The following is a 25,822-nucleotide window of genomic DNA, read 5'->3' as shown; positions in this document are numbered from 1 at the left end:
AAGAGAGTCGAGTTGGTAAAACCAGAATTAGAAAGGCTGGTTTATCATAACCCTAAAGGTCCCTTCATCACCGCCTCGCGCTAATTCAGCACGTACAACAATGCCTTCAACCTGGAAACGAACTGCGCCGCCTAGGCTCCATTTCATGTCTGTGTGCAGTGTTTTGATATCGTACTCATCAGCAACACGCCCGACTTCAGCAAACGCCACCCACTGCCACCAAGGCAAATCGTAGTAGTTAATCAGTGGGATATCGTCCAGCGGTTGCCAATCAGGAAGCACTCGATATTCCGCAGAGTAGTGAATAGCAGAACGACCGTGGTAACGGCCTCCGGTATAACCTCTTAAGCGATATAAGCCACCGAGTCGAGCTTGCTCTGTTTCCGGTGGACGAGCACAATCTTGCCCTGAACAGTTGCCCCACGTAGGTGTGTCAGCGGTATAGACATCAAATGCCACGACTTGTTGGTCGAACAAGTTCCCCAAAGGACCCAATGCAAAATACTGACTGTTTTGGAATGTCCACTTCAGCCATAAGTCATCGTTAGACCAACTTTCAGCGCCGGTAGTAAACTCAAGATTGGTATGAGACCCCTTGGTTGGGTTGCGTGTGCTATCACGGTTATCCCAATCAAACGCCAAACTAAAACCTGTCGCTTGTTCGCTATTGTTTAAGCCTTCTAGCTCACGAGCCGTATAGAAAGGCGTAAAGACAATCGAACTGACACCTGACTCTAATGGGGAAGCAAAGCTCACATCTTTGATGGGTTGGAAAGCTCCTAGCAAGCCATGCTCTGCAACATTGCCCCAAGGCAGCAGATACTTAAACTCAACCTGATAGTTTTCTTCTAAGCCGTCGGCAATGGTTTTATCATCAATGGATGAATCATTATCGCCTTGAGAGCCAATGTAATACGGGTTTTCGTTAAAGCGAGCTTGGTACATCTGAGTACTGAACAATACGTTCTCAGACAGTGCGAAGTTAAAGGCTGATAAGAAACCGACGTAGCTGTCTTTATCTGAATAAAGCGCCATGCCAAACAGAGCGGCTTGAGGTTGCCAAACACCCTTTGCGACACCAGCAACCCCGAAGGTATTACCCATGGTTTCAGTACTAAAATAGAAAGGAACAAAGGCTGAATCTTTTTCTTCACTCACAGCGGGAGAAGACAAGCTGACACCAAGTAATGCCATTGCAGACATTAACCAGTGTCGAGTCGTTCGTATGAACATCATTTACTTATAGGATCCATAGTTACTTCGCATTAGTTACTTCACATTTAGTTACTTCGTATTAGCTACTTCACGTACTCCATCGCAACACGCGAAGTCAGCTTAGTGACCAGCTCGTAAGCGATAGTGCCAATATGTTCTGCGACTTCTTCTGAAGGTAAATCTTTACCCCATAATGTTGCTTCATCACCGACTTTATCTGCCGCATCAGGGCCAAGGTCAACCGTTAGCATGTCCATTGATACACGTCCGGCGATCGGTACTTTTCGGCCGTTAACGAACACTGGAGTGCCGTTAGGAGCAGTGCGAGGATAACCATCACCATAACCTATCGCGATCACGCCAACCTTGGTATCTCGCTCACTGGTCCAGTTACCGCCATAACCCACACTTTCACCCGCTTTAACATCACGAACGGCTATCAGGTGCGAGGTCAAAGTCATTACAGGATAAAAGCCGAGGTCTTGCGCTGATTTATCAGCAAAAGGAGAAACACCGTAAGAGATAATTCCCGGGCGAACCCAGTCAAGGTGGCTGTCTGGCCAAGCTAATAGACCCGCAGAAGCAGCAAGTGAACGCTCACCTTCACAACCGTCGGTGAGCGATAAGAAAAGCTCGGTCTGTTCAACGGTGGTTGCTCTATCAAGTTCATCAGCACAACCGAAGTGGCTCATGTAGCGCAGAGGTTTAGCGACATTCGCACATTGATGTAAGCGCTCAACAAAGTTTTGGTATTGCTCAGGACGAGCACCTAGGCGATGCATACCACTGTCGACTTTTAGCCAAACCACAACAGGTGTTTCCAACTCTGCATTCTCTAGCGCGCTTAATTGCTCTTCGCAATGCACTACTGTTTGGATGTTATTGGTCACTAAGATTGGCAAATCGCCCGAAGAATAAAACCCTTCTAGCAACAAAATAGGTTTAACAATGCCACCAGCACGAAGCTGTAATGCTTCTTCAATACGCGCCACACCAAAAGCATCAGAGCTTTTTGAATGCTTGGCAATATGCTGTAAGCCATGTCCGTAGCCATTGGCTTTCACAACAGACATTACCTTGCAATGAGGAGCCTTCGACTTTATCTGGTTCAGGTTATGTTCAAGCGCGTTTAAGTCAATACTCGCCGTCGCTGCTTTCATGTAAGTCATTAGTGATTACTCATCATCAAATGCAGGACCTGCATAGTTATCAAATCGGGAGTGTTGACCTTGGAACGTAAGACGAACCGAACCGATCGGACCGTTACGTTGCTTACCAAGGATGATTTCAGCGATGCCTTTCAATGAACTATCTGGGTTATAAACCTCATCGCGATAGATAAACATGATTAAGTCGGCATCTTGCTCGATCGAACCTGATTCACGCAAATCCGAGTTAACTGGGCGCTTGTCAGCACGTTGCTCTAGGGAACGGTTAAGCTGAGAAAGTGCCACAACTGGTACGTTGAGCTCTTTTGCTAGTGCTTTCAATGAGCGAGAAATCTCGGCGATCTCTAGAGTACGGTTATCAGATAACGAAGGTACACGCATTAATTGAAGGTAATCTATCATGATCATAGAGATACCATCATGCTCACGAGCAATTCGTCGAGCTCGAGAACGTACTTCTGTTGGCGTTAGACCCGAGCTGTCATCGATATACATATTCTTCTTATCCATCAGAATACCCATACTCGACGAGATACGAGCCCAATCTTCATCGTCTAACTGACCGGTACGAATCTTGGTTTGGTCTACGCGAGAAAGTGATGCAAGCATACGCATCATCAGCTGTTCAGCTGGCATCTCTAGCGAGAAGATTAACACTGGCTTATCTTGCTTCATCGCTGCGTTTTCACATAGGTTCATCGCAAACGTGGTTTTACCCATCGATGGACGCGCAGCAACAATGATTAAGTCAGAACCCTGAAGGCCTGCTGTCTTCTTATTGAGGTCGTTAAAGCCAGTATCGACACCAGTCACACCATCTTGTGGCGATTTATATAAGATTTCGATACGTTCTAGCGTCTTCTCTAGAATGCTATCAACGTTTTGTGGACCTTCATTTTCACTTGCTCGGCCTTCGGCAATCGCGAAAACTTTACTCTCAGCAAGATCAACAAGTTCTTCCGATGTACGACCTTGAGGGTCATAACCAGAATCCGCAATTTCATTTGCCACACCAATCAGGCTACGCACCAATGCACGTTGTGCCACGATATCTGCATAGGCATTGATGTTTGCCGCACTTGGCGTATTTTTCGCTAGGTCAGCAAGGTAAGCAAAGCCACCCACTTCTTCAAGTTGCTCACGCAGCTCTAAATGTTCAGAGAGTGTAATAAGATCCAGAGGAGAGCTTTCTTCAAGGATATCCTTTACCGCTTCAAAGATCAGACGGTGAGGACGGCTATAAAAGTCTTTGGCCACAACCTTTTCGGCCACCGTATCCCAGCGTTCGTTATCCAATAACAAACCGCCAATAACAGATTGCTCAGCTTCTAATGAATGTGGCGGGACCTTGATGGCGTCCACCTGATCGTTGGCTGATTTCTGACTTTTGGTATCCACTATGACTACACTCAATAACTAATAATGATCGTTCATTATACCCAAGAACATCCGTTTGTAATCCGATCCTATGAGTTTGTTTTATTCTTCAGCAAGAATTTACCTATTGCTGACGGAATTAACCAAAGGTAGCATTACGATCCTTCCATTCATTCACTGTATAACTGAGGTATGCGTGTCCAAATTATTGGCTCTGAACACTGGTCTTCTAAGCTCTAGTCTTCTAAGCATCGGTCTCCTGAGCACTCCGTCGGCCTTAGCGGATGATGCTAAAGCCTCTGTTGATGCAATCCTCGACTCGATAGTGGTACCAGAACCTGCTGCTGAGCCGATCGTCGTTGCACCGACACTTGAAAAAGATATGGATATCGCACCGAGTGATTCAGAACTGCCGAACCCACTGAATACTGAAGTCGAATTTGGATATCAGTCGCATACTGGTAATTCTGATTCTCGATCGCTTAATGCACGCCTGAACGGTGAGTACACGGCTGGCCGTCATAGAACCAGTGGCGAATGGAAATATTACAATCTCTACAAAGATGGCGAAGAAGATAAAAGGCAATCGACATATTCTGCTCAGAGTGACTACAAGTTAAGTCCGAAAACCTACCTCTATGGCAGCTTTAAAGGGGTCGATTCACGATACAGTGCTTATTTTAAGGACTACACCGTTTCTAGCGGTCTAGGTTATCAGTTTTCGAATACAGAAGAGTTTGTGTTGGAGGTCGAAGTGGGGCCGGGTTTTCGTTACCAAGAGCCTAATCTCGATGAATTAGACGACGATGACATCATCTTCCCAGAGATCGTTGAAGAAGCGATTTTCCGTGGCAATGTAAATACATCATGGCAGGTATTGAAAAATTTGAAGCTCAAAGCCGATGTGACGTTGGTGTCTGGCCACAGCAACCTAAAATTTGATACTGAATTAGAAGCCATCAACGATATTACCGACAATATCGCACTAAAAATTGCTCACTCTCGACAGTACCACGACAAGGTACCGGAAGGGTTGAACAAAGAAGATTCCGTACTGTCTGTAAATCTACTTTTTCAATTCTAAATTTGAGAGCGGGTATAACGGTGTATCGATAAAGAACACCCTCGTTTTTACTATGTAAGCCCCTCCTCTCTAGTGCTTCCTATTCCTGCAATCGTCGCTGTTCCAAAAAGCTTAAAACTCATATTGCAGACATAAAAAAACACCAGCCGAAGCTGGTGTTTAAAACTTTCAAAAGAAAGAATTCGTCTTGGTACTGAAATTACTCAGCTGCAACGATAGCGATTTTCGCAGTAGCAAAAACTTCAGAGTGAAGTTGGATGCTTACTTCGAATTCGCCGATGTTACGTAGAGCGCCTTCAGGTAGGCGTACTTCGCTCTTAGCTACTGCAACACCTGCCGCTGTAATAGCGTCAGCGATGTCACGAGTACCGATAGAACCGAATAGTTTACCTTCGTCACCAGCTTTAGAAGCGATTGTAACGCCTTCTAGAGTGTTAACGCTCTCAGCGCGAGCTTCTGAAGCAGCTAGTTGCTCAGCAACTTTAGCTTCTAGTTCTGCACGACGAGTTTCGAACATAGCAACGTTGTCTTTAGTTGCCATAACTGCTTTACCCTGTGGGATAAGGAAGTTACGAGCGTAACCAGATTTAACGTTTACTTGGTCGCCAAGGCCACCTAGGTTACCGATCTTATCAAGTAGAATAACTTGCATTATCTTAGTCCTCTTAAACTATTATTAACTATTACCGATTACTGATGCTTGTCAGTGTACGGTAGTAGTGCTAGGTAACGAGAACGCTTGATAGCGCGAGCTAGCTGACGTTGGTATTTAGCACTTGTACCAGTGATACGGCTAGGTACAATTTTACCAGCTTCAGTGATGTAGTTTTTTAGAGTTGCTACGTCTTTGTAGTCAATCTCTTGTACGCCTTCTGCAGTAAAACGGCAGAATTTACGACGACGGAAGAAACGAGCCATGGGCTATCTCCTGATCTAAATTTAATAATGCGGTACTCACACGAACTTATAAATAAGTCTAAGCAAATGCTTGTAGTGGGAATACCTAAACGAGTTGAATAAAATTTAATGACCTAAAAGGCCAAAAAAGAATTACTCAGCAGCAGCTTCTGGCTTAGCTTCTTCTTCACGACGTGGTGCACGTTCTTCACGGTCATCACGACGAGGAGCACGCTCTGCACGCTCTTCTTTTTGCTTAAGCATGATAGATTGCTCAGTCACAGCGCCTTTAGTGCGCATGATCATGTTACGTAGAACTGCATCGTTAAAACGGAAAGCAGTTTCTAGCTCGTCCATCACTTCTTGGCCAGCTTCAACGTTCATAAGAACGTAGTGAGCTTTGTGAAGTTTGTTGATTGGGTAAGCCATTTGACGGCGGCCCCAGTCTTCTAGACGGTGGATAGTACCACCAGCTTCAGTGATTGAACCAGTGTAACGCTCGATCATGCCAGCAACTTGCTCGCTTTGATCAGGGTGAACCATGAATACGATTTCATAATGACGCATTTGGTTGCTCCTTACGGATTATTAGCTTCCACGAAAGGCTCGGTCGTCCAAGGGAAGCAAGGAACTAAAGAAAAATGACCGAGTTTTAAGGACGGCAAATATTATAGAAAGAACCCGGTATTGGCAAGCGGTATTTGGCTAATAATGAAACAGTTTTTCTTTCGCCATCTAGCCATCTGTGATTCTGTCAATTTGTCACTCTAGGCCCTAAAAAGAAACGCCCACCAGCAAGTGGTGAGCGTTAATAAATTCATAGACTTAAAGTCATTTAACTCTTTATATAGCAAGTACCTCTAAACAACATAGAGACACACAACTAAACCAAGCGTAACTGAGTCAAATGTTGCTGAACCTAGGTTTACTGAGCTAAACGTTGGCGTACCGCTTCGAACAGACAGATGCCCGATGCTACTGAAACGTTCAGGCTCGACACGCTACCTGCCATTGGAATCTTAATCAGATCATCACAGGTTTCACGCGTTAGACGACGCATACCGTCACCTTCAGCACCCATAACTACAGCAAGAGGGCCTGTTAACTTCGCTTGGTAGATATCATGCGTTGCTTCACCTGCGGTACCCACAAACCATACACCCTGTTCTTGCAGTGCACGCATTGTACGAGCTAGGTTGGTTACACGTACTAGAGGAACGGTCTCAGCCGCACCACACGCTACCTTGCTTACCGTTGCTGTTAGCGGCGAAGAGCGGTCTTTCGGTACGATAACAGCAGCAACACCCGCGGCATCCGCATTACGCAGACAAGCACCTAGGTTGTGAGGGTCTGTTACGCCGTCTAGAACCAACAGCAGAGGCTGTTCGTGCTGCGCAAGGATATCATCTAGGTGAGTTTCATTAAGTTGCTTAGCAGGCTTCACCTTAGCAATAAGACCTTGGTGATTCGCACCTTGTGCTTTTTCATCAAGCGGCTTACGACCCATTTGTTGAATCGATACACCAAATTGCTGCAATTGATTCAGTAATGGAAGCAGGCGATCGTCTTGACGACCTTTCAGTACATACGCTTCGATAAAACGAGCTGGATCTTTTTCTAGTACGGCTTTCACCGCGTGAATACCGTAAATAAATTCGTTACTCATTGTCTCTGGTTACTCTTATTGCTCAGAGGTGAATGTCATCAAACCCGATGCACCCATCTCTGTATTGTTTATTTCGAGAGCATGCATCTTCCGCCTGATACTCTCGCATTTAAATTCGTTAGACGTTTAAGCGCTACTCGTCACTGTAATGACGATAGCTTAAGACTTATCAGCCTTTGGCTTACGGCTTGCTGCGCGCTTTTTCTTCGCACGAGCTTTAGCAGCACCAGTTTTATTCGCTGGCTTTTTCTTCTTAGATGAACTTTCGCTACTTCCATCAGGTCGCTTAGTTGGTTCAACTAAAGGCGTTGCAGGTACACCCGGCTTATTGCTCTTCACCGCTGAACGCTTCTTGCTTTTCGCCTTTTTCATCGCTTCAGCAGCACGCTTCTTGGCTGTTTTACCTTTACCACGCGGCTGACGATCGGTGTCTTCTAAATCAAAATCGATTTGACGAGTTTCTAAGTTAACCGCAGAAACCTTCACTTTAACCGAATCACCCAAGCGGTAGATATTACCTGAGCTTTCACCCACTAGACGCTGACCAACAGCATCAAATTGGTAGTAATCATTCGCTAGCGCAGAAATATGTACCAGACCATCGATGTGCAGTTCCGTTAGACGCACAAAGAAACCGAAGCCAGTCACGTTGGCAATCACGCCATCCATCACTTCGCCAACATGGTCTTGCATGTACTCACACTTCAGCCAGTCGTTCACTTCACGCGTAGCATCATCAGCACGACGCTCAGTCATTGAACACTGTTCGCCGTAGAAGTCCATATCATCGAAAGTGTAGTGGTAACCACCGGTTGGCGTCCAACGCTCGCTGTTACGACCTTCTTCTTTCGCAATAAGGTACTTAATTGCACGGTGCAATAGTAAATCTGGGTAACGACGAATTGGCGAGGTAAAGTGAGCATAGCGCTTAAGAGCTAGACCAAAGTGACCCGCGTTATCCGCGTTGTATACCGCTTGCTTCATTGAGCGCAGCAGCATAGTTTGGATTAATTCACGATCTTCACGTTCGTTAATCTGCTGCATCAGTTGTGCATAATCTACCGGAGATGGCGACAGGCCACCTTCCAGCGTTAAACCTAATTCACTTAAGAAACTCTTAAAGCCCATTAAGCGCTCTTCACCCGGAGTATCGTGAACACGGTACAGCGCAGGCTCTTTTGCTTTTTCTACGTAAGATGCCGATGCGATATTCGCAAGAATCATACATTCTTCGATGATCTTATGTGCATCGTTACGGATTACTGGCTCAATACGGTCGATCTTACGATCCGCATTGAAGATAAACTTAGTTTCTACCGTTTCAAATTCAATCGCACCACGTTCGTCACGCGTTTTCTTAAGCACCTTATACATCTTATGAAGCTCTTCAAGATGTGGTACTTCTGGTTCGTAACGTTCACGTAACTCTTCATTGCCATCTAAGATCGCGCCTACTTTGTTATAAGTAAGACGAGCATGAGAATTCATGACTGCTTCATAGTGCTTGTAGCCTGACAGTTTACCTTTGTCTGAGATAGTCATCTCACACACCATACACAAACGGTCGACTTGAGGGTTCAATGAACACAAACCATTTGAAAGGACTTCTGGCAGCATTGGGACAACTTGTGACGGGAAGTATACCGAGTTACCACGGTTAATCGCTTCTTTGTCTAGCGCTGTCTCTGGGCGAACGTAGTAACTTACGTCAGCAATCGCTACCCACAGGCGCCAGCCGCCGCCTTTCTTCGCTTCACAGTAAACCGCATCATCGAAGTCACGCGCATCTTCACCATCGATAGTCACCAATGGCAATTTACGCAGATCAACACGTCCTTCTTTTGCTTCTTCAGGAACATGCTCACCAAGATTTTCGATTTGCTTATCTACGGCTTCAGGCCACTCTTGTGGGATCTGGTGAGTACGGATCGCGATCTGCGTTTCCATACCCGGAGCCATATTCTCACCAAGAACTTCGGTCACTTTACCCATCATGTTACGAGAACGACCACCACGGTCCGTAATTTCAATCACAACCACATTACCCATTCGAGCACCGCCTTTATGCTCAGTTGGGATCTGGATGTCGTGACTAATACGCGAATCATCAGCAACCACATAAGAATGGCCGTACTCTAGGAAGAAGCGACCAACAAGTGGCGTTTTACGCTCTTCAAGCACACGAACCAAACGGCCTTCACGACGGCCACGCTTACTGTTGTCAGTAGGCTGAACCAATACGTAATCACCGTGCATGATGGTTTTCATCTGATGATGCGGCAGCACGATATCATTGTCTTTACCCACACTGCCGTCTGGGCGTACCCAACCATGACCATCTTTATGACCAATCACAAAGCCTTTAATCAATTCCATCTTCTCAGGCAATGCGTAACACTGACGACGGGTAAAGATAAGCTGTCCATCACGTTCCATTGCACGTAAACGACGACGCAGCCCTTCATATTGTTCCTCTCCAGCCAAACCCAAAGCTTCGAATAGATCGTTGCGGTTCATAGGAATATTCGCGTCTGTTAGAAACGAAATAATGAACTCACGGCTTGGTACTGGGTTTTCGTAATTTTTCGACTCTCGGTCGGCAAAAGGATCAACAGTGGTTGTCGCTGTCGTGTTTTCTGACATTGGTGTGTTTTTTGACATAGGCGGGCCTGCTTAAGCAAGGAAGGTATATTACCCCTAGTATATCTGATGCTAGAGGTAAGCTACAGATATGCTTTGGAAAAGCCTAAAATAACCTAAGATTGATACATATCTTCACTTTGTGAAACATCACTTCATAGACGCGGACTATCATCAAAATTTCAAGCAAACGATAAAACAAACGTTTGCGCCATGAATGAAATACACTATTATCCACACACTTTAACAACACCTGTTCTGAGTATTGATATGAAACTAAAACGCACCCTATTGGCTTCAGCGATGGCAAGCCTAGCTCTATTTCCATTTGCGAGTTCAGCAATGGAAAAAGCTGACCTGATGATAACCGATGCCATGGTTCTAACCATGAACCAAGAAAAAACGGTTTACGAGAGCGGCACTGTTGTGGTCAAAGACAACAAAATCATTGCGGTTGGCGATGCTTCACTAGAGAAGCAGTACCAAGCTAAACAAGTGCTAGACGTTGATGGCGATATCGTAATGCCAGGTCTCATCAATACTCATACTCATGTATCCATGACGGTTTTCCGTTCGTTGGCCGATGATGTGCCTGATCGCTTGCACCGCTACATCTTCCCACTTGAAGCTAAGTTAGTATCTCGCGATATGGTTCGTATAGGCGCCAACCTTGGTAACGTTGAAATGGTAAAAGGTGGCGTAACTACTTACGCTGATATGTACTACTTTGAAGACGAAGTCGCTAAAACTGTTGATAAAATTGGTATGCGCGCAGTATTAGGCGAAACAGTAATCAAATTCCCAGTGGCAGATGCAGCAAACGCGGAAGAAGGTATTAAATACGCTTTAAACTTCATTGAAGAATATAAAGATCACCCGCGTATTACGCCTGCATTTGCTCCTCACGCCCCTTACACAAACACAACCGAAGTCCTTCAAAAAGTAGCAAAGCTTTCTCTAGAACTTGATGTTCCAGTAATGATTCACTTAGCTGAATCTCATCGTGAAGAAGAAAAAATTGCAAAACGAGCTGAAGGTTTATCTCCGGTTCAATACATGGACAGCATTGGTGCACTAAACAAAAACTTAGTTGGCGCACACATGATCCTAGTAGACGATCATGATATCGAGCTAGTGAAAAAATCAGATATGGGCGTGGCTCACAACATGAGTGCCAACATCAAGTCAGCAAAAGGCGTGTCACCTGCGCTTAAGATGTATGACGAAAATGTACGTATCGGTTTAGGTACTGATGGCCCAATGTCAGGTAACACATTGAGCACCATTGATGAGTTCAACCAAGTCGCTAAGGTTCACAAATTGGTGAATAAAGATCGTGCTGCAATGCCGCCGATCAAAGTGATCGACATGGCAACAATGGGCGCAGCAAAAGCACTACACATGGAAGATAAGATCGGCTCTCTTGAAGCTGGCAAGCTAGCCGACATCATAGTGATCGACACCAAGGCTCCAAACATGGTTCCTGTGTACAACCCATACTCTGCATTAGTTTACTCAGCTAACTCGGGGAACGTTCGTCACACCATCGTTGATGGCAAGATCATCATGCAAGATCGCGACATGCTAACGGTCGATGAAGATCAAATTCGCCAAGAAGCACTCGATTTCACCAAAGTCGTTCGTAAGACGGTAATTGAATCTGGTGAAGTTGTTCAGTAACGTCATCGAATGAAATAAACGGTTTTCCGTTCAGATCAAAAAAGGCCTCATAGGTATTTACCTATGAGGCCTTTTTATATCGATATATTTCTAGTTCAAGACTGATGGTTAACGAGTGCAGTCGTTAATCATCAACCTTAATTAATAATTGTAATTACCAGAACACGTCTCGACGTTTTGCTCGAGCGATAATGTTGTCTGGCATTCTCCGCTCCAAACCGCTTCGAAGCACAGTTATACGCTTATGTTGCCTTTGATCCGCTGTCACCGAGTTGTATAACCAGCGATAAGCATCTTCATAATCTAACGGGCTACCGTAATCACGTAGCAAGAGTTCCGCTAAGTGGATACTTGCACTTAAGTTACCCATTGAAGCTGCTTCTCGGAGATACGGAATCGCGCGCTCTTTATCTTGTTGCACCAAAGTGCCAAGAGAATAATAACGTCCTAACTGCTCGAGTGCCGCTGGTAAACCTTGATGTGCCGCGTTTTCCATATAGTAAAGGCCAAGCTCTACATCTTGCGGAACACACACACCCCAAGCCAACATATCACCGTATAAAAACTCATAAGAAGGCAAGCTAATACGTGTTGCACGAGCAACGATATCTTCAACTAACTGGCACTTATCAGCTTTCACTCGCTCTAGGTGTTGATTATTCTCGATTAAATTAATCAGTTCAGCTTCTGTATATATTGGAACGGGCTCTCCCACATCAGCCAAATCTGCATGACTCAAGGGTGAGCTCAGCGCCACTATCAATGAAGCTGCTACAATTCGTAGCTTCATACCTGCACTCTATTATCTGTCGTTAAAGCTATCTATTGAGGGCAGCAGACGATTTCTGCACGCACCAAAATAGGGTGAACTTCACTTTCCATGATATCTGTATCGGCAATAACCTTGACGGCTTTAGACAAAACTTGCCGCTAATGGGCAATATTTTGCCATATGGCGTTCAAAAGATCATCACGAGCGGCTTAGTTTTCAAATTGCAGGTATTAAAAAGCCGACTTAACAAAGTCGGCTTTTAGAAAACTATTTCATTATCAAAGTACTTTAATTACCTCAGTACGCTTCGTGCTGTGGTAATCACTCAACTGGGCATTATGCGCCGTATGGGTGAACCTTGATGATAGTTTCGTTACGATCTGGGCCAGTTGATACGATATCAATTGGAACGCCAGTTAGGTCTTCGATACGCTTGATGTAATCTAGAGCAGCTTGTGGAAGCGCGTCGATAGATTTAGCACCAAATGTGTTTTCAGACCAACCAGGCATTGTTTCGTAGATTGGCGTCGCTTCTTCGAATGACTCAGCAGCCATTGGAGAAACTTCTAGGATAGAACCATCTTTCATCTTGTAACCAGTACAGATTTTTAGTTCTTCTAGGCCATCTAGAACGTCTAGTTTAGTTAGACACATACCAGATAGAGAGTTGATTTGGATTGCACGACGCATAGCAACAGCATCGAACCAACCTGTACGACGTAGACGACCAGTAGTTGCGCCAAACTCGTGACCAACATCGCCTAGGTGCTTACCGACTGGGTCTTGCTTCTCAAGGCCATCGTATAGCTCAGTTGGGAATGGACCTGAACCAACACGAGTACAGTAAGCCTTAGTAATACCAAGGATGTAACCGATGTGACGAGGACCGAAACCAGAACCTGCAGCAACACCACCAGCAGTCGTGTTAGAAGACGTTACGTATGGGTAAGTACCGTGGTCGATATCTAGTAGCGTACCTTGAGCACCTTCAAACATGATCTTGTCGCCGCGCTTACGTGCTGCGTCTAGTTCGTCAGTTACGTCGATAACCATCGCAGTTAACATGTCTGCGTAGCTCATCGCTTGCTCAAGTACTTCTTCGTAGCTTACTGTTTCAGCTTTGTAGAAGTGCTCTAGTTGGAAGTTGTGGAATTCCATAACTTCTTTTAGCTTCTCAGCAAATGCTTCTTTATCGAAAAGGTCGCCAACGCGTAGACCGCGACGAGCAACTTTATCTTCGTAAGCAGGACCGATACCACGACCTGTTGTACCGATAGCTTTAGCGCCACGAGCGATTTCACGCGCGTTGTCGATAGCAATATGGTACGGAAGAATTAGAGGACAAGCTTCAGAGATGAAAAGACGCTCACGCACTGGGATACCGCGTTCTTCAAGAGGCTTCATCTCTTTAAGAAGTGCGTCAGGCGATAATACAACACCGTTACCAATAACACATTTAACGTTATTGCGTAGGATGCCTGATGGAATTAAGTGAAGAACGGTTTTTTCACCGTCAATTACAAGTGTGTGACCTGCATTGTGACCGCCTTGGTAGCGAACCACGTATTTTGCATCTTCAGTTAAAAGGTCAACGATTTTACCTTTACCTTCATCACCCCATTGGGTGCCTAGAACGACTACGTTATTTCCCATCTTTCCAATTTCTGTTGCTAATTAAAAATGGATTCTAGCACTGAATCACACTTCTTGCAGTCACTTTTTGTTCATAAACGTTAACGCTGTACAAAAATAAACCAGAGATAACTGAGGGCGAATGTGTAAAGATGCTGATATCATTGCATTTTATAGACAAAAGGCAGAACCATGTCTCAATCAATTTGGCTCGCTATTGGGCTCGTTCTTATCGCTGAAGGGCTCGGCCCCTTGATTGCACCTAATGGCTGGAGAAACATGGTCGCGCAACTGAGCGAGCAACCAGACACCCAACTGCGCCGTATTGGCGGTTGTCTTGTGGTGGCTGGTGCCGTTATCGCTTTCATGACCTACCGCTAGGTTTTCTCAAAGTACGGAGCTGTCACTACGACTTCCCTCGAAGATTCAATGGTCAACCTGCAGTCTTCAACGAATAGAAAACAAAAAGGCTCCCATTATGGGAGCCTTTTGATTTTTAGGTACTTCGCTAATTTAATGAATTAACGAATCAGCTTATTTTGCTGGAGCACCGCTTGCTTGATTCATGTATTGGAAGAAGTCAGTCTTCGGATCCAGTACTAGAATGTCGCTCTTATCGCTAAATGATGTCTCATAAGCTTGCAGTGAACGCATGAAGCCATAGAACTCAGGGTCTTTGCTAAATGCATCAGAGTAGATCTTCGCTGCTTCTGCATCAGCATCACCACGAGTCACTCGAGCAGTACGGTCAGCTTCAGCAAGAACAGTCGCGACTTCTAGCTCAGCTTGAGCACGGATAACTTCTGCTTTCTCACGACCTTGTGAACGGTGTCTACGAGCAACCGACTCACGTTCTGCACGCATACGGCGGTAGATAGATTCACTGATTTCGTCAGGAAGGTTAATCTTCTTCATTCGGAAATCAACAACTTCAACACCTAAATCAGCCATCGCACTTTCTGCCGTTCCAGACAAAACGTTTTCCATGATCTTATCGCGTTCGCCATCAACTTCTAGTGCTTCTGCAGCCGCTACCGTTGTGACAACTTCGCTATCAGCAGAGTCTGGCAGGATGTCCTTATTACGAGGGCCTGACACGATCTGCTTAATTTCACGAGAACCAATTTCAGAACGAAGAACATCTGTCACTTTACGCTCAAGAAGTGCTTCTGCCGTCATGATATTGCCGCCGCCGGTACTCAGATAAAAACGTCCAAAATCAGCAATACGCCATTTTGCGTAAGTATCAATTAGAACGTCTTTTTTCTCTGATGTTACGAAACGGTCAGAACGACCATCCATCGTTTGAATACGAGCATCAAGTACTTTTACGCGATCAAACATCGGCAGTTTAAAGTGCAAGCCTGGTTCATAGATTCGTGATACGCCGTTGTCATCGAGAACTCGACCAAAACGAATTACCATGCCACGTTCGCCTTCTTGAATCACAAATAGTGACATCAATAGAAGGGCAATCGTCACAACTAATACAGGGATCATTAATTTACGCATTATTAGTATCTCCCTTGACGTGAACTGTCTGAACGAGTTTGAGTGCTAGACTTTGGATCCGCTTGAGTTTCTAACTCAATTTGATCGTAAGTTGATGATGTTTTTGCAGGGCGAGTGCCCGACTGAGAACCACCTTGTGCGCCTAGCTTATCAATTGGTAGGTATAGCAAGTTACCGCTTGATTCAGAATCAATCAGGACTTTCGATGTGCTTGAGTACACTTTTTCCATTGTATCAAGGTACATACGGTTACGTGTTACTTCAGGAGCTGCTTGGTATTCAGGTAGCAGCTTCTCGAACTGAGCTACTTGACCTAGAGCACCATTAACTGTGCGCTCTGAGTAACCCACCGCTTCTTTCTTCAAACGCTCAGCACGACCTGTTGCTTTTGGAAGAATGTCATTTCGGTAAGCTTCAGCTTCACGCTCGAAACGCTCTTCATCCTCACGAGCCGCGATAGCATCATCAAATGCATCTTTCACTTGCTCTGGTGGACGTGCTGACTGGAAGTTCACGTCAACAATCAGAATACCCATGTCGTAGCTATCAATAATACGGTTCAACGTTTCTTGAGTGCTTTGACGAATCTGCTGACGACCACTTGTCAAGATACTATCCATTAGTGAGTCACCAATTACCGCACGAAGCGCAGAATCGGTTGCTTGGCGTAAACTGTCGTCTGCATTCGTTACACGATACAAGTATTTGTATGGGTCAGAAACACGGTATTGAACACCCATTTCAACGGTCACAACGTTTTCATCTTTCGTTAGCATGGTGCCAGCAGCACGTAGAGAACGAATCGCTTGAACGTTTACCAGTTGCTCATCTTTGATTTCATCGATAAAGCGTGGGTGCCAGTTAAGACCAGGTTCCTCGATACGGTCGAACTGACCCAGTCGAAGTACTACTGCTCTTTCTGCTTCGCCAACGGTATAGAAACCCGCGAAGAACCAGATAGCAATCGCAATGACAGCAATGACACCAAAGCCAATCGCACCGCCACCACCAATAGATGGCCCGTTACCGTTGCCACCTTTTTTACCAAACTTGCCACCTAACTTTTGACTTAGTTTACTAAACACTTCGTCTAAGTCTGGCGGTCCTTGATCTCGGCCGCCGCGATTATTGTTCTTACCCCAAGGGTCGTTATCGCGGCCGTTATTATCGCCGTTGTTGTTATTTCCAGGCTCATTCCACGCCATTAGAAAGCTCCATCATTTGATATGACGTTATACTGTAGCAGTCTCTTTGGTAACGATAAAGCCACCTAAGAGCGCCCCTTCTCTTTTTTCAAGTTTAGACCAATCTATTTGTTGCATTCGGATATCTATCAACAAGTTACCATTTTCATCATACTCTTCTTGTTGAATACATTTCATCTCAAAGAATAAGCTACGAATACGGCCCTGATGTTGATGTGGAATACACAATCGGAATTGAACCATTTGACTTGCTAAACGCTCAGTTAAAGCTTCAAACAGCAGTTCAATGCCTTCTCCTTCCATTGCAGAAACCCAAACAGCGCGAGGTGCGCCCTCTTCGTCTCTTTCAATTCGAGGTTTTTGGTCTTCCATGCAGTCAATTTTGTTCATGACTACAAGGGTTGGCACTTCATGAGCATCGATTTCTTCTAATACTTCATGAACAGCCTGAATGTTCTCACGAAAGCGGTCATCACTGGCATCAACAACATGTAACAAAATGTCAGCTTCCTGCGTCTCTTGTAACGTAGCCTTGAACGCAGCGACCAAGTCGTGTGGTAGATGACGGATAAAACCTACGGTATCTGCGAGAATTGCAGGCCCGACATCTGCCAAATCAATCTTACGTAGTGTTGGGTCTAAGGTTGCAAACAGTTGGTCTGCCGCATAAACACCAGCACTTGTGATGCGATTGAAAAGTGTTGATTTCCCCGCATTGGTATAACCAACCAAAGAAATTGTTGGGATTTCAGCTCGATTACGAGCACGTCGTCCTTGTTCACGCTGCTTAGCGACTTTCGCTAAACGACGTAATATTGCCTTTATACGGTCACGCAACAAACGTCGATCGGTTTCCAGTTGAGTTTCACCTGGACCACGAAGACCAATACCACCTTTCTGCCTTTCAAGGTGAGTCCAACCACGAATCAATCGAGTAGAGATATGACGAAGCTGAGCGAGCTCAACTTGTAGCTTACCTTCATGAGTTCGCGCACGTTGTGCAAAGATATCTAAGATCAAACCCGTGCGATCAATCACACGACATTTACACAATTGCTCGAGGTTTCGCTCTTGGGCAGGAGAGAGGGAGTGGTTAAAAATCACAATTTCAGCACCGGTTAGCTGAACAGCTTGTGCGATTTCTAGGGCTTTACCTTCTCCAACGTAGTATTTAGGGAGTGGGGATTGTCGGCTACCAGTAATCACTTGTAGCGTTTCTACCCCCGCTGAGGAGACCAGCATTTCACATTCGCTCAGGTCTTCCCATTCTCCCTCTTGCGTGAAGTTGATATGAACAAGTACGGCTCGCTCGCCGGATTCATAACGGTCAAACAAGCAACCAACTCCTTATTACAGCGCAAGCTGTATCAATTGAACGATTAATCTTCAGTCTTCTCAGGACGATCAGATGGCGCGCGTTGTTGCTCGCCGCTGTGGTGACTAACTGCACGAGCAGGAACCACAGTAGAAATCGCATGCTTGTAAACCATTTGGTTTACTGTGTTCTTCAATAAGATCACGAATTGATCGAAAGACTCGATCTGACCTTGCAGCTTGATGCCGTTAACAAGATAGATAGAGACTGGAATGCGCTCACGACGGAGTGCATTTAGGAATGGGTCTTGTAGCGATTGCCCCTTAGCCATTTTATTTTCCTTATTTATATTTTGTTGTAATTATTTAGCTAGTGGTGCACAAAAAGGTGCGGCCTTTGCATCTGAGCTAAACGAATAAAAAAACTCCGTTGTTATTGAAAGGCTGTGATTTTTAAAAGCCTCAACAACTGATCCTTTCCAGAGTATATTCACGCAAAAGCGATCACATTATACACAGCAATACTAATCAGATGCTATTGCATCTGAAAGAGTTTCTAACGCCTGTTCAATGTTTTCGCTATCCAACCAAGTTAAATCATCCCAACTGCGTAACCAGGTGATTTGTCGCTTGGCCAATTGACGGGTTGCGCAGACACCACGGAAAACCGCTTCGTCTAAATCGCAATTCCCATCTAAATAATCCCACATCTGCCTATAACCAACGCATCGGATCGACGGCAGTTCAGGGTGAAGATCTTCTCTGGCGTACAACGCTTTCATTTCATCTTCAAATCCCGCTTCTATCATCTTCTCGAAACGCAGCTCAATGCGGCGATGGAGTTCTTTCCTTTCCTTGGGAGCTATTGCAAATTGTTTTACACGAAATGGCAGGCTATCGCCTTTCGTTTGAGTTAGCTCTGTTAATGTTTTACCCGAAATTCGATAAACTTCCAATGCCCTTGAAAGCCTTTGTGGATCATTTGGGTGTATTCTTTCAGCGGATACGGGATCTATCTCTCTTAATTGATCATGCAATGCCTGCCAACCCTGTTCAATAGACTCCGCTTCAATCTGCTTACGAATCTCTTGATCCGCGGCGGGTAGTGGCGATAAACCTTCCAACAATGCCTTGTAGTAAAGCATTGTGCCACCAACAAGTAGCGGGATTTTACCTTCCGCTACAATCTTATTCATTTCACTGATCGCATCACGACGAAAGTCAGCCGCAGAATACGCTTCGCTTGGATCGAGAATATCAATCAAGCGATGAGGCGCGAGCGCGAGCTCTCCTGCATCCGGCTTAGCAGTACCAATATCCATGTCTTTGTAGATTAGCGCCGAATCGACACTGATGATCTCTACCGGGTATTTCTGACGTAAGCGGATAGCTAAATCTGTTTTTCCTGATGCCGTTGGGCCCATTAAAAACAACGCTAAAGGTAATTTTTCAGTCATGATATTTTGTATTTATTTCTCTGTTAGAGCACTTAATTAAAAGGCTTCATGTCGCGATACTCTTGTCTACTAAGAAAAGCCTCATCGCAACAGTTAAATCGTAAACAGCCGAAGCCGTAAATAAGCTTAATTTATCTAAAACTCAGCTGTGAAAATTCACCTGCAAACTAAGCCATAAAAGCAGCGATGGTTGCAGAAAAGTCGATAGGATTAACAAACTCTGGATCATCTAATGGAAGTAGACCATGCCAAAGTTGTTCAAGTTCCCCAACTAGTTGAACCGCTTCAGATAAAGTGTAGTCGCTTTTTACTTGTGCCGTTTGAATCCCGATCCAGTTAACCAATGATGGCAACAGATCGCTGGAAACATTAGCCGAGTGATTATCAACAATCTGAGCGTTTAATGAAGCCGCGTAAGATAACAGATCTGGGATCAAAATTTGTAAGTTTTGCTGCCTTAAAGGAGAAGGCACGCCCATCACCATTACCGCCTCGCTGTTTCGCGCCTTAAGCTCAATCCCCAGTAACGCCAAAGTTTGACTCAGCGCCTTAGCAACTTCGACAAGTTCACTGCCCAGCTTAATCGATAAGGGCACCAATAGTGGCTGGCTTTTTAACGCGCCCCCTCGAGTATCAAGCTGACCAACAACACGCAATAACTCAGCCTTAGCCAAAGAAACCAACACACTGCCGTTCTTATTGCCCATCACCAGATATTGACGTTCCACAATCGAGACCGCTTTACCCAAGTCCGTTACAGGTGCTCTTGGTTTCAAGTTAACGGGATTCTGTTGAGAAGGCTTAGCTTCTTTGTCTATGTTATCTCTGGTTTCTACTGGTGCCACGTGCTCTTGAGGAGATGATGGCTGTACAACTTGATCATCAAAATCTGGCGTTTTCAGAAGCTCTTTATAGGCCTTCACTTCTCGCTTAGATGGAGCAGGTTCACCATGATGTTGGTGCGGCTCTTTTTCTTTTTTAGGTTCAGGTCGAGACTCTATCCACTCTTGGCGAGGCGAGCCTGTAAAACTGGTTTCGCGATCCGACGAGCCTCTGCTAGACGATGAACCTCGGTTAGCTGGTGAGCTATAACGCTGCCCACCATCATTAACGCTGTGCTGAGGGTTATCATAAACCTGTTCAGATTCGGCTTTTCTTGGGTAGGCTGGCGTTTGCTCAATAGCATATCTTTCACTATCAGATACTTGAGGTTGTTCTGAACTGCTCGGCATTATGCTTTCAGGCTCTGAGAAACTGGCAATCTCTCCGATACCCGGATTCGAGCTACCTTGCTGATGATGCATCACTTCTGACTGATGAAACGCAGACTGCTTGATCGGTGCTGCATCAATTTGTTTGCTTTGGGCTAAGCCATCACTCAAGGCTTGGTAGATAAAGTCGTGTACAAGGCGGGCTTGATGAAAACGCACTTCATGTTTTGCAGGATGAACATTCACGTCCACCTGATGTGGGTCTAGCTCAATGAACAACACATACGTCGCGAATTGGTCGGGGCGCAAGCTAGTTTCGTAGCTTTGACGAATCGCATGATTGATCAGCTTATCGCGCATCATACGACCATTCACATAACAGTATTGCAGATCGCTTTGTTGTCTTGCTCCTTCAGGCGTGGTGATCCAACCATGAAGTTTTAAGCCTTGATGCTCAAGTTCGATCTTAAGCATATGGCGAACAAAAGGATTGCCACATACTGCTGCGATGCGCTTTTCGGCTTGAACTTGTGTTTTTGCAGCGCGGTACTGACGAATCATTTTACCGTTATGACGAAGGTTAATCGTCACATCAAAACGGCTCAATGCAATGCGTTTAAGCAGCTCATCGATATGCGTGAATTCAGTTTTCTCGGTGCGTAAGAATTTACGTCGTGCCGGAGTATTGAAGAACAGATCCAATACCTCAACCGAGGTGCCAATGGGATGCGCTGCTGGCTGCAGTTTCACCTGCATATCACGACCTTCACTATGTGCAGCCCAAGCTTGATCCTGAGTCGTAGGACGTGAAGTCATAGTTAGGCGGGCAACAGAGCTAATACTCGCCAGTGCTTCACCTCGGAAACCTAGGCTGACGATCGCTTCAAGGTCATCAAGAGTATGAATTTTAGAGGTAGCATGACGGCTTAATGCCAAGGCAAGCTCATCTTTAACAATGCCCTTGCCGTTGTCACGAACGCGGATCATCTTAGCGCCACCTTTCTCGATATCGATATCGATACGTGTCGCACCAGAATCCAAACTGTTCTCAACCAACTCTTTCACAACAGAAGCAGGTCTTTCTACCACTTCACCCGCTGCGATTTGGTTAGCTAGCCGAGCTGGCAGTATTTTGATCGTCATATGTATAGCTACCTTACTGCCATTTATAGAAGCACTTCTCGCGTTTGAGATTGCTTCTATGCTCTAAACATTACTTCAACATTAGCCAACTATTTGTGCGGAATAATCAGCACTTGGCCAATGGCCAACTCATCGGAACGTAGTTTGTTTGCTTGACGGATACTGTTGACGCTCACGCCATATTTCGAAGCAATCTTGCCAAGATAATCGCCTCTTGCGACTTTATGTTTACGTAGAGGTATATCTTTTACTTCAACCGTAATACGTAACTTTTGGCCTACTCTCACGGTTTCTGATTTCAAGCGGTTCTCACGTTTAATGCTTGCTACCGATACTTTGTAACGGCTAGCTATCTTGCCTAAGTACTCTCCAGACTTAACCGTGTGTGTCACCGTTTTACGGCTTGTTGTGGTAGCCGCTTGTGAACCCGAGCTTGGAATTTTTAGAATTTGCCCTACCGCTAAGCTCGTCGACTTCAAACCATTCAACTTCACTAATGCTTGTGTAGACGTGCCGTACCTCTTCGCAATCACAGACAATGATTCACCACGCTGTACTTTGTGCTGACTGGTAGAGTTAGAAGATGCCGCCGCGTTAGAAATAACAATCCCTTCTGGTGGATTCGCTTTCAAATATTTAACGACCGCTTTGGTCACAGCTCGCGCAAGTTTGTCTTGATGCGAACGTTGGAAAAGAAGCTTCTCTTCGGTCGGATTCGAAATAAAGCCCGTTTCTACAAGTACCGATGGAATTTGTGGTGAACGTAACACTGCCAAGCTGGTGTTAATCGGCTTACTGTTATGCAGTTTTGCGACCTTACCCATTTCAGAGAGAATGGTCGTTGCCAGTTTATAGCCCTCTTTTTGAGAGTGGCTAAACTGCAAATCAAGCAGGGTTTGGTTGACGTTTTTATCTGCAATATTGCCAGTAAACGCAGCACCGCTGCCGCCCAGCAATTCTGACTGCTTCTCTTTGTTCTCAATCCAACGGGAAATCTCAGTATTTGCCCGTCGAGTATTCAACACGAACACCGAACCACCTCTTGGTTGAGGCGTCGTAAAGGCATCGGCGTGAATAGAGATCAAGAGGTGTGCTTCGTTCTCACGAGCAATTGCAACACGTCTGTTCAGGTTTACAAAGTAATCAGCATTACGTGTTAAACGCGTTTTGATTCCTGGAACTGCATTTAACTGCGCAGCGATCTTTTTCGAAATACTAAGAGTCGCATTCTTCTCATATTTACGAGATGGGCCAATGGAACCAGGATCTTCACCACCGTGGCCTGGGTCAATCACAATCAGAACATCACGCTGACGCTTAACTTGATTGAGGTTCTTACTCACTGTTGGCTTACTCGGCGTTGATGTTGCTTTGCCTTTACTTGCCGCACCATGAGGCAAGTCGATCACCAAGCGATGTCCGTACTGACCACCAGGAGTCGGACTGAGTTTAAACAACTCTGCTTTAGACGACTTCTTTAACTCAAAAACCAAGCGATAGGTGTTTTTGTCTGGCGGTGAGCTTTTACGAATCTTAGATAGAACGGGGCTGTCTTTCACCACGACAGGTAACTTAGTTGCAAGGTTGGTCTTTTTTAAATCAACAACCAAGCGACTCGGGCTACTCAGGGTGAAATAGCTGAAATCCGCTTCTGATTTTAAATCGATAACCACACGAGTTTCTTCTGGAGAAGGCCAAACCCTTAAACTCTTTAGTGAGTTTGCAGAAACAAGTGAAGAAAACAATATAGAAAAAACAGCAGCCAACATAGCTACTGCTGAAATAAGGCGTCTAGAAATCAACATAACTCCAACTGACTAAGTAAGCGCTGTCCGTATTCACTGTTAGCGGTTAAAGAAACAATGCGGTGATCGTCTTGGTAACGAATATCAATATCCAAATCTGCTTCTGGTAGCATTCCATAACCTTTCTCTGGCCATTCAACCAAACAGATAGCATCTGGCGTGAAGTAGTCACGAATCCCCATAAACTCTAACTCTTCAGGATCAGCTAGGCGATAAAGATCAAAATGGTACACCTGCCAATCGGCAAGTTGATAAGGTTCAACTAGAGTATACGTTGGGCTCTTTACATTTCCTTGATGGCCAAGTGCTTTTACAAAACCACGACTGAAGGTCGTTTTACCTGCGCCAAGATCACCATGCAGATAAATAGTTGTCTGCTGTGAGCAAAGATTAGAAAGCTCCGTTCCTAATTGAATCGTTGCTTGTTCATCTTTCAAAGTAAATTGTTTAGTGCTCATGAATACGTTCTCTAAAAATCGATCGTTGACTATATAAAAATCAAAAGAACAAGAATAGTAAACCGTGATGCTTTTGGGAGACAAGCACTCAAGTGTAAGTTCTATGAAAAATACTGATCAAAACACGTCTGTTCTGGTCAATACCACTAAGATCCGTTAAGATCCGCCCCCATTTTTGCCGAACCTAATTTTAATTAGCCTTATCTCTAATTGTAAAACAGAGAAAATAAGAATTAAGAATGAAGCCATGAATCTAGACCATCTTGCTGAAAAAATTAAAATCTGGGGAAAAGAACTAGGCTTTCAAAAAGTTGGCATCTGCGATGTTGATTTAAGTGAACATGAAGCCCCTCTTCAAGCATGGCTAGATGCTGGCAACCACGGCGAAATGGATTGGATGGCTCGACATGGGATGATGCGTGCTCGTCCCAATGAACTTCACCCAGGCACCATTCGAGTGATCAGCGCCCGAATGAACTATCTACCACCAGAAGCTCAGTTTGCCTCTAACCTAAGCGATACCACTCAAGGTTATATCAGCCGTTATTCTTTAGGCCGCGATTATCACAAATTGTTCCGCAACCAGTTGAAAAAGCTGGGACAAAGAATCGAAAAGGAAGTCGAAGGTTTAGACTCACGTCCTTTCGTGGATTCAGCGCCCATTTTGGAACGACCGCTCGCTCAAAAAGCAGGGTTGGGCTGGACAGGTAAACACTCATTAATTCTTGATAAAGACGCTGGCTCTTGGTTCTTCCTAGGAGAATTGTTAGTTAACATTCCTCTTCCAACAGATGAACCCAGTGTCGATGAGTGCGGCAAATGCACCGCATGTATCACCTCTTGTCCAACGGGCGCCATTATTGCTGATGGCGTAGTGGATGCTCGAAAATGTATCTCGTACTTAACCATTGAATATGATGGTGTGATCCCGGAAGAGTTTAGAGACGCAATTGGTAATCGTATTTACGGTTGCGATGACTGTCAGTTAGTTTGCCCGTGGAACCGCCATGCCGAACTCACTGAGCAAACTGACTTCCACCGCAGAGAAGACTTCCGAGAGGCAAACCTTGTTTCACTTTCAAGTTGGGATGAAGCTACCTTCCTAAAGAAGATGGAAGGCTCAGCGATAAGACGTATTGGACACACCCAATGGTTACGCAATATCTTTGTTGCTATGGGCAATGCGCCATTTCAACAACGCATTGTTGAAACACTGGAATCTCATCGAGGCAACAACGAAATGCTGGATGTACATATTGAGTGGGCTTTAAATAAACAACTACAACAGTTACCCAATGCTAGCAGCATGCAAGAAGATAGCTCTACGCAGAAAAATAGTTGTGTGCAAAAAGATAGCAGCAAAATCCTCACCAAAAAGCACAGGCTAATACGCATCGTTGAGAAAGGGCTACCAAGAGACGCCTAACCCCTTAGGCATCAACGATTGGCAGGCCAATCCACACCAACAACCCACCATACAACACAACTCGTTGCACATAATTTTCGAACAATGTTTGACCTTGTTCTCAATTCTAACAATGTGGAAAAAATTCAGAACTCTTCGTAAACTTCCGACACCCACGTA

Annotated in this window: 22 protein-coding genes; 4 read left to right on the top strand and 18 right to left on the bottom strand. The window is 45.0% G+C overall.

The window, feature by feature from the left end; all coding sequences use genetic code 11:
- Positions 1–27 precede the first annotated feature (27 nt).
- From MED222_RS06415 to MED222_RS06425, 3 genes are all read right to left on the bottom strand, one after another.
- Positions 28–1,233, bottom strand: a complete 1,206-nt coding sequence (locus MED222_RS06415) for a BamA/TamA family outer membrane protein (RefSeq protein ID WP_032555310.1) — start codon at positions 1,231–1,233, stop codon at positions 28–30.
- A gap of 65 nt (positions 1,234–1,298) precedes the next feature.
- Positions 1,299–2,384, bottom strand: a complete 1,086-nt coding sequence (gene alr, locus MED222_RS06420; RefSeq protein ID WP_198135331.1) for an alanine racemase — start codon at positions 2,382–2,384, stop codon at positions 1,299–1,301.
- A gap of 6 nt (positions 2,385–2,390) precedes the next feature.
- Positions 2,391–3,782, bottom strand: a complete 1,392-nt coding sequence (locus tag MED222_RS06425) for a replicative DNA helicase (protein ID WP_009847892.1) — start codon at positions 3,780–3,782, stop codon at positions 2,391–2,393.
- Positions 3,783–3,957: 175 nt separating this feature from the next.
- Here MED222_RS06425 and MED222_RS06430 point away from each other — a divergent pair, with 175 nt between their 5' ends.
- Positions 3,958–4,845: a DUF481 domain-containing protein gene (locus MED222_RS06430; protein WP_032555291.1), complete on the top strand. Its 888-nt coding sequence runs from the start codon at positions 3,958–3,960 to the stop codon at positions 4,843–4,845.
- 199 nt (positions 4,846–5,044) lie between these two features.
- Here the strand turns inward: MED222_RS06430 and rplI are convergent, their stop codons facing one another.
- The 5 genes from rplI to rnr all read right to left on the bottom strand — a co-directional run bounded on the left by rplI (position 5,045) and on the right by rnr (position 10,069).
- A complete protein-coding gene (rplI, locus tag MED222_RS06435) occupies positions 5,045–5,497 on the bottom strand; it encodes a 50S ribosomal protein L9 (RefSeq protein WP_009847890.1) in 453 nt (150 codons plus the stop codon).
- Positions 5,498–5,535: 38 nt separating this feature from the next.
- Complete coding sequence (rpsR, locus tag MED222_RS06440; RefSeq protein WP_000090472.1) at positions 5,536–5,763, bottom strand: 30S ribosomal protein S18; 228 nt, start codon at positions 5,761–5,763, stop codon at positions 5,536–5,538.
- A 132-nt stretch (positions 5,764–5,895) separates the two neighbouring features.
- Positions 5,896–6,309 carry a 30S ribosomal protein S6 gene (rpsF, locus tag MED222_RS06445; RefSeq protein WP_004735855.1) on the bottom strand — a complete coding sequence of 138 codons (414 nt, stop codon included), beginning with the start codon at positions 6,307–6,309 and terminating at the stop codon, positions 5,896–5,898.
- Positions 6,310–6,667: 358 nt separating this feature from the next.
- Entirely contained in the window at positions 6,668–7,408 is a 741-nt protein-coding gene (rlmB, locus tag MED222_RS06450) for a 23S rRNA (guanosine(2251)-2'-O)-methyltransferase RlmB (protein WP_009847889.1), read from the bottom strand.
- A gap of 159 nt (positions 7,409–7,567) precedes the next feature.
- The gene (gene rnr, locus MED222_RS06455) at positions 7,568–10,069 is read right to left on the bottom strand and encodes a ribonuclease R (protein WP_009847888.1); all 2,502 of its coding nucleotides are present in this window, start codon (positions 10,067–10,069) and stop codon (positions 7,568–7,570) included.
- A 249-nt stretch (positions 10,070–10,318) separates the two neighbouring features.
- Here rnr and MED222_RS06460 point away from each other — a divergent pair, with 249 nt between their 5' ends.
- On the top strand, positions 10,319–11,728 hold the full coding sequence (locus MED222_RS06460) for an amidohydrolase (protein WP_009847887.1): 1,410 nt from the start codon (positions 10,319–10,321) through the stop codon (positions 11,726–11,728).
- A gap of 154 nt (positions 11,729–11,882) precedes the next feature.
- Here MED222_RS06460 and motX read toward each other — a convergent pair whose 3' ends face one another.
- Positions 11,883–12,518, bottom strand: a complete 636-nt coding sequence (gene motX, locus MED222_RS06465) for a flagellar protein MotX (RefSeq protein WP_009847886.1) — start codon at positions 12,516–12,518, stop codon at positions 11,883–11,885.
- A 318-nt stretch (positions 12,519–12,836) separates the two neighbouring features.
- Positions 12,837–14,153, bottom strand: coding sequence for an adenylosuccinate synthase (locus MED222_RS06470; RefSeq protein ID WP_009847885.1), 1,317 nt, complete (start codon positions 14,151–14,153; stop codon positions 12,837–12,839).
- Positions 14,154–14,324: 171 nt separating this feature from the next.
- On the opposite strand from MED222_RS06470, the gene MED222_RS06475 reads away from it, so the two are divergent.
- Positions 14,325–14,513, top strand: coding sequence for a DUF2065 domain-containing protein (locus MED222_RS06475; RefSeq protein ID WP_009847884.1), 189 nt, complete (start codon positions 14,325–14,327; stop codon positions 14,511–14,513).
- Between the two features lie 153 nt (positions 14,514–14,666).
- Here MED222_RS06475 and hflC read toward each other — a convergent pair whose 3' ends face one another.
- From hflC to tsaE, 8 genes are all read right to left on the bottom strand, one after another.
- On the bottom strand, positions 14,667–15,644 hold the full coding sequence (hflC, locus tag MED222_RS06480) for a protease modulator HflC (protein WP_009847883.1): 978 nt from the start codon (positions 15,642–15,644) through the stop codon (positions 14,667–14,669).
- Between the two features lie 2 nt (positions 15,645–15,646).
- Positions 15,647–16,849, bottom strand: a complete 1,203-nt coding sequence (gene hflK / locus MED222_RS06485) for an FtsH protease activity modulator HflK (protein WP_009847882.1) — start codon at positions 16,847–16,849, stop codon at positions 15,647–15,649.
- Positions 16,850–16,876: 27 nt separating this feature from the next.
- Positions 16,877–18,184, bottom strand: coding sequence for a ribosome rescue GTPase HflX (gene hflX, locus MED222_RS06490; RefSeq protein ID WP_009847881.1), 1,308 nt, complete (start codon positions 18,182–18,184; stop codon positions 16,877–16,879).
- A 44-nt stretch (positions 18,185–18,228) separates the two neighbouring features.
- The gene (gene hfq, locus MED222_RS06495; RefSeq protein ID WP_004735866.1) at positions 18,229–18,495 is read right to left on the bottom strand and encodes an RNA chaperone Hfq; all 267 of its coding nucleotides are present in this window, start codon (positions 18,493–18,495) and stop codon (positions 18,229–18,231) included.
- A 192-nt stretch (positions 18,496–18,687) separates the two neighbouring features.
- Positions 18,688–19,620, bottom strand: a complete 933-nt coding sequence (miaA, locus tag MED222_RS06500; protein WP_009847880.1) for a tRNA (adenosine(37)-N6)-dimethylallyltransferase MiaA — start codon at positions 19,618–19,620, stop codon at positions 18,688–18,690.
- Between the two features lie 167 nt (positions 19,621–19,787).
- Positions 19,788–21,974: a DNA mismatch repair endonuclease MutL gene (mutL, locus tag MED222_RS06505; protein WP_009847879.1), complete on the bottom strand. Its 2,187-nt coding sequence runs from the start codon at positions 21,972–21,974 to the stop codon at positions 19,788–19,790.
- An 89-nt stretch (positions 21,975–22,063) separates the two neighbouring features.
- Positions 22,064–23,779, bottom strand: coding sequence for an N-acetylmuramoyl-L-alanine amidase (locus MED222_RS06510; protein WP_009847878.1), 1,716 nt, complete (start codon positions 23,777–23,779; stop codon positions 22,064–22,066).
- A complete protein-coding gene (tsaE, locus tag MED222_RS06515) occupies positions 23,773–24,237 on the bottom strand; it encodes a tRNA (adenosine(37)-N6)-threonylcarbamoyltransferase complex ATPase subunit type 1 TsaE (RefSeq protein WP_004735870.1) in 465 nt (154 codons plus the stop codon). The genes MED222_RS06510 and tsaE overlap by 7 nt, the downstream gene beginning before the upstream one ends.
- 247 nt (positions 24,238–24,484) lie before the next feature.
- On the opposite strand from tsaE, the gene queG reads away from it, so the two are divergent.
- A complete protein-coding gene (queG, locus tag MED222_RS06520) occupies positions 24,485–25,663 on the top strand; it encodes a tRNA epoxyqueuosine(34) reductase QueG (RefSeq protein ID WP_009847877.1) in 1,179 nt (392 codons plus the stop codon).
- Positions 25,664–25,822 lie beyond the last annotated feature (159 nt).

It is taken from the genome of Vibrio sp. MED222 (assembly GCF_000153005.1).
Lineage (GTDB): Bacteria > Pseudomonadota > Gammaproteobacteria > Enterobacterales > Vibrionaceae > Vibrio > Vibrio tasmaniensis_A.
Note: the sequence above shows the minus strand (reverse complement) of the source record. Positions and strands in the feature narration are given on the sequence as shown.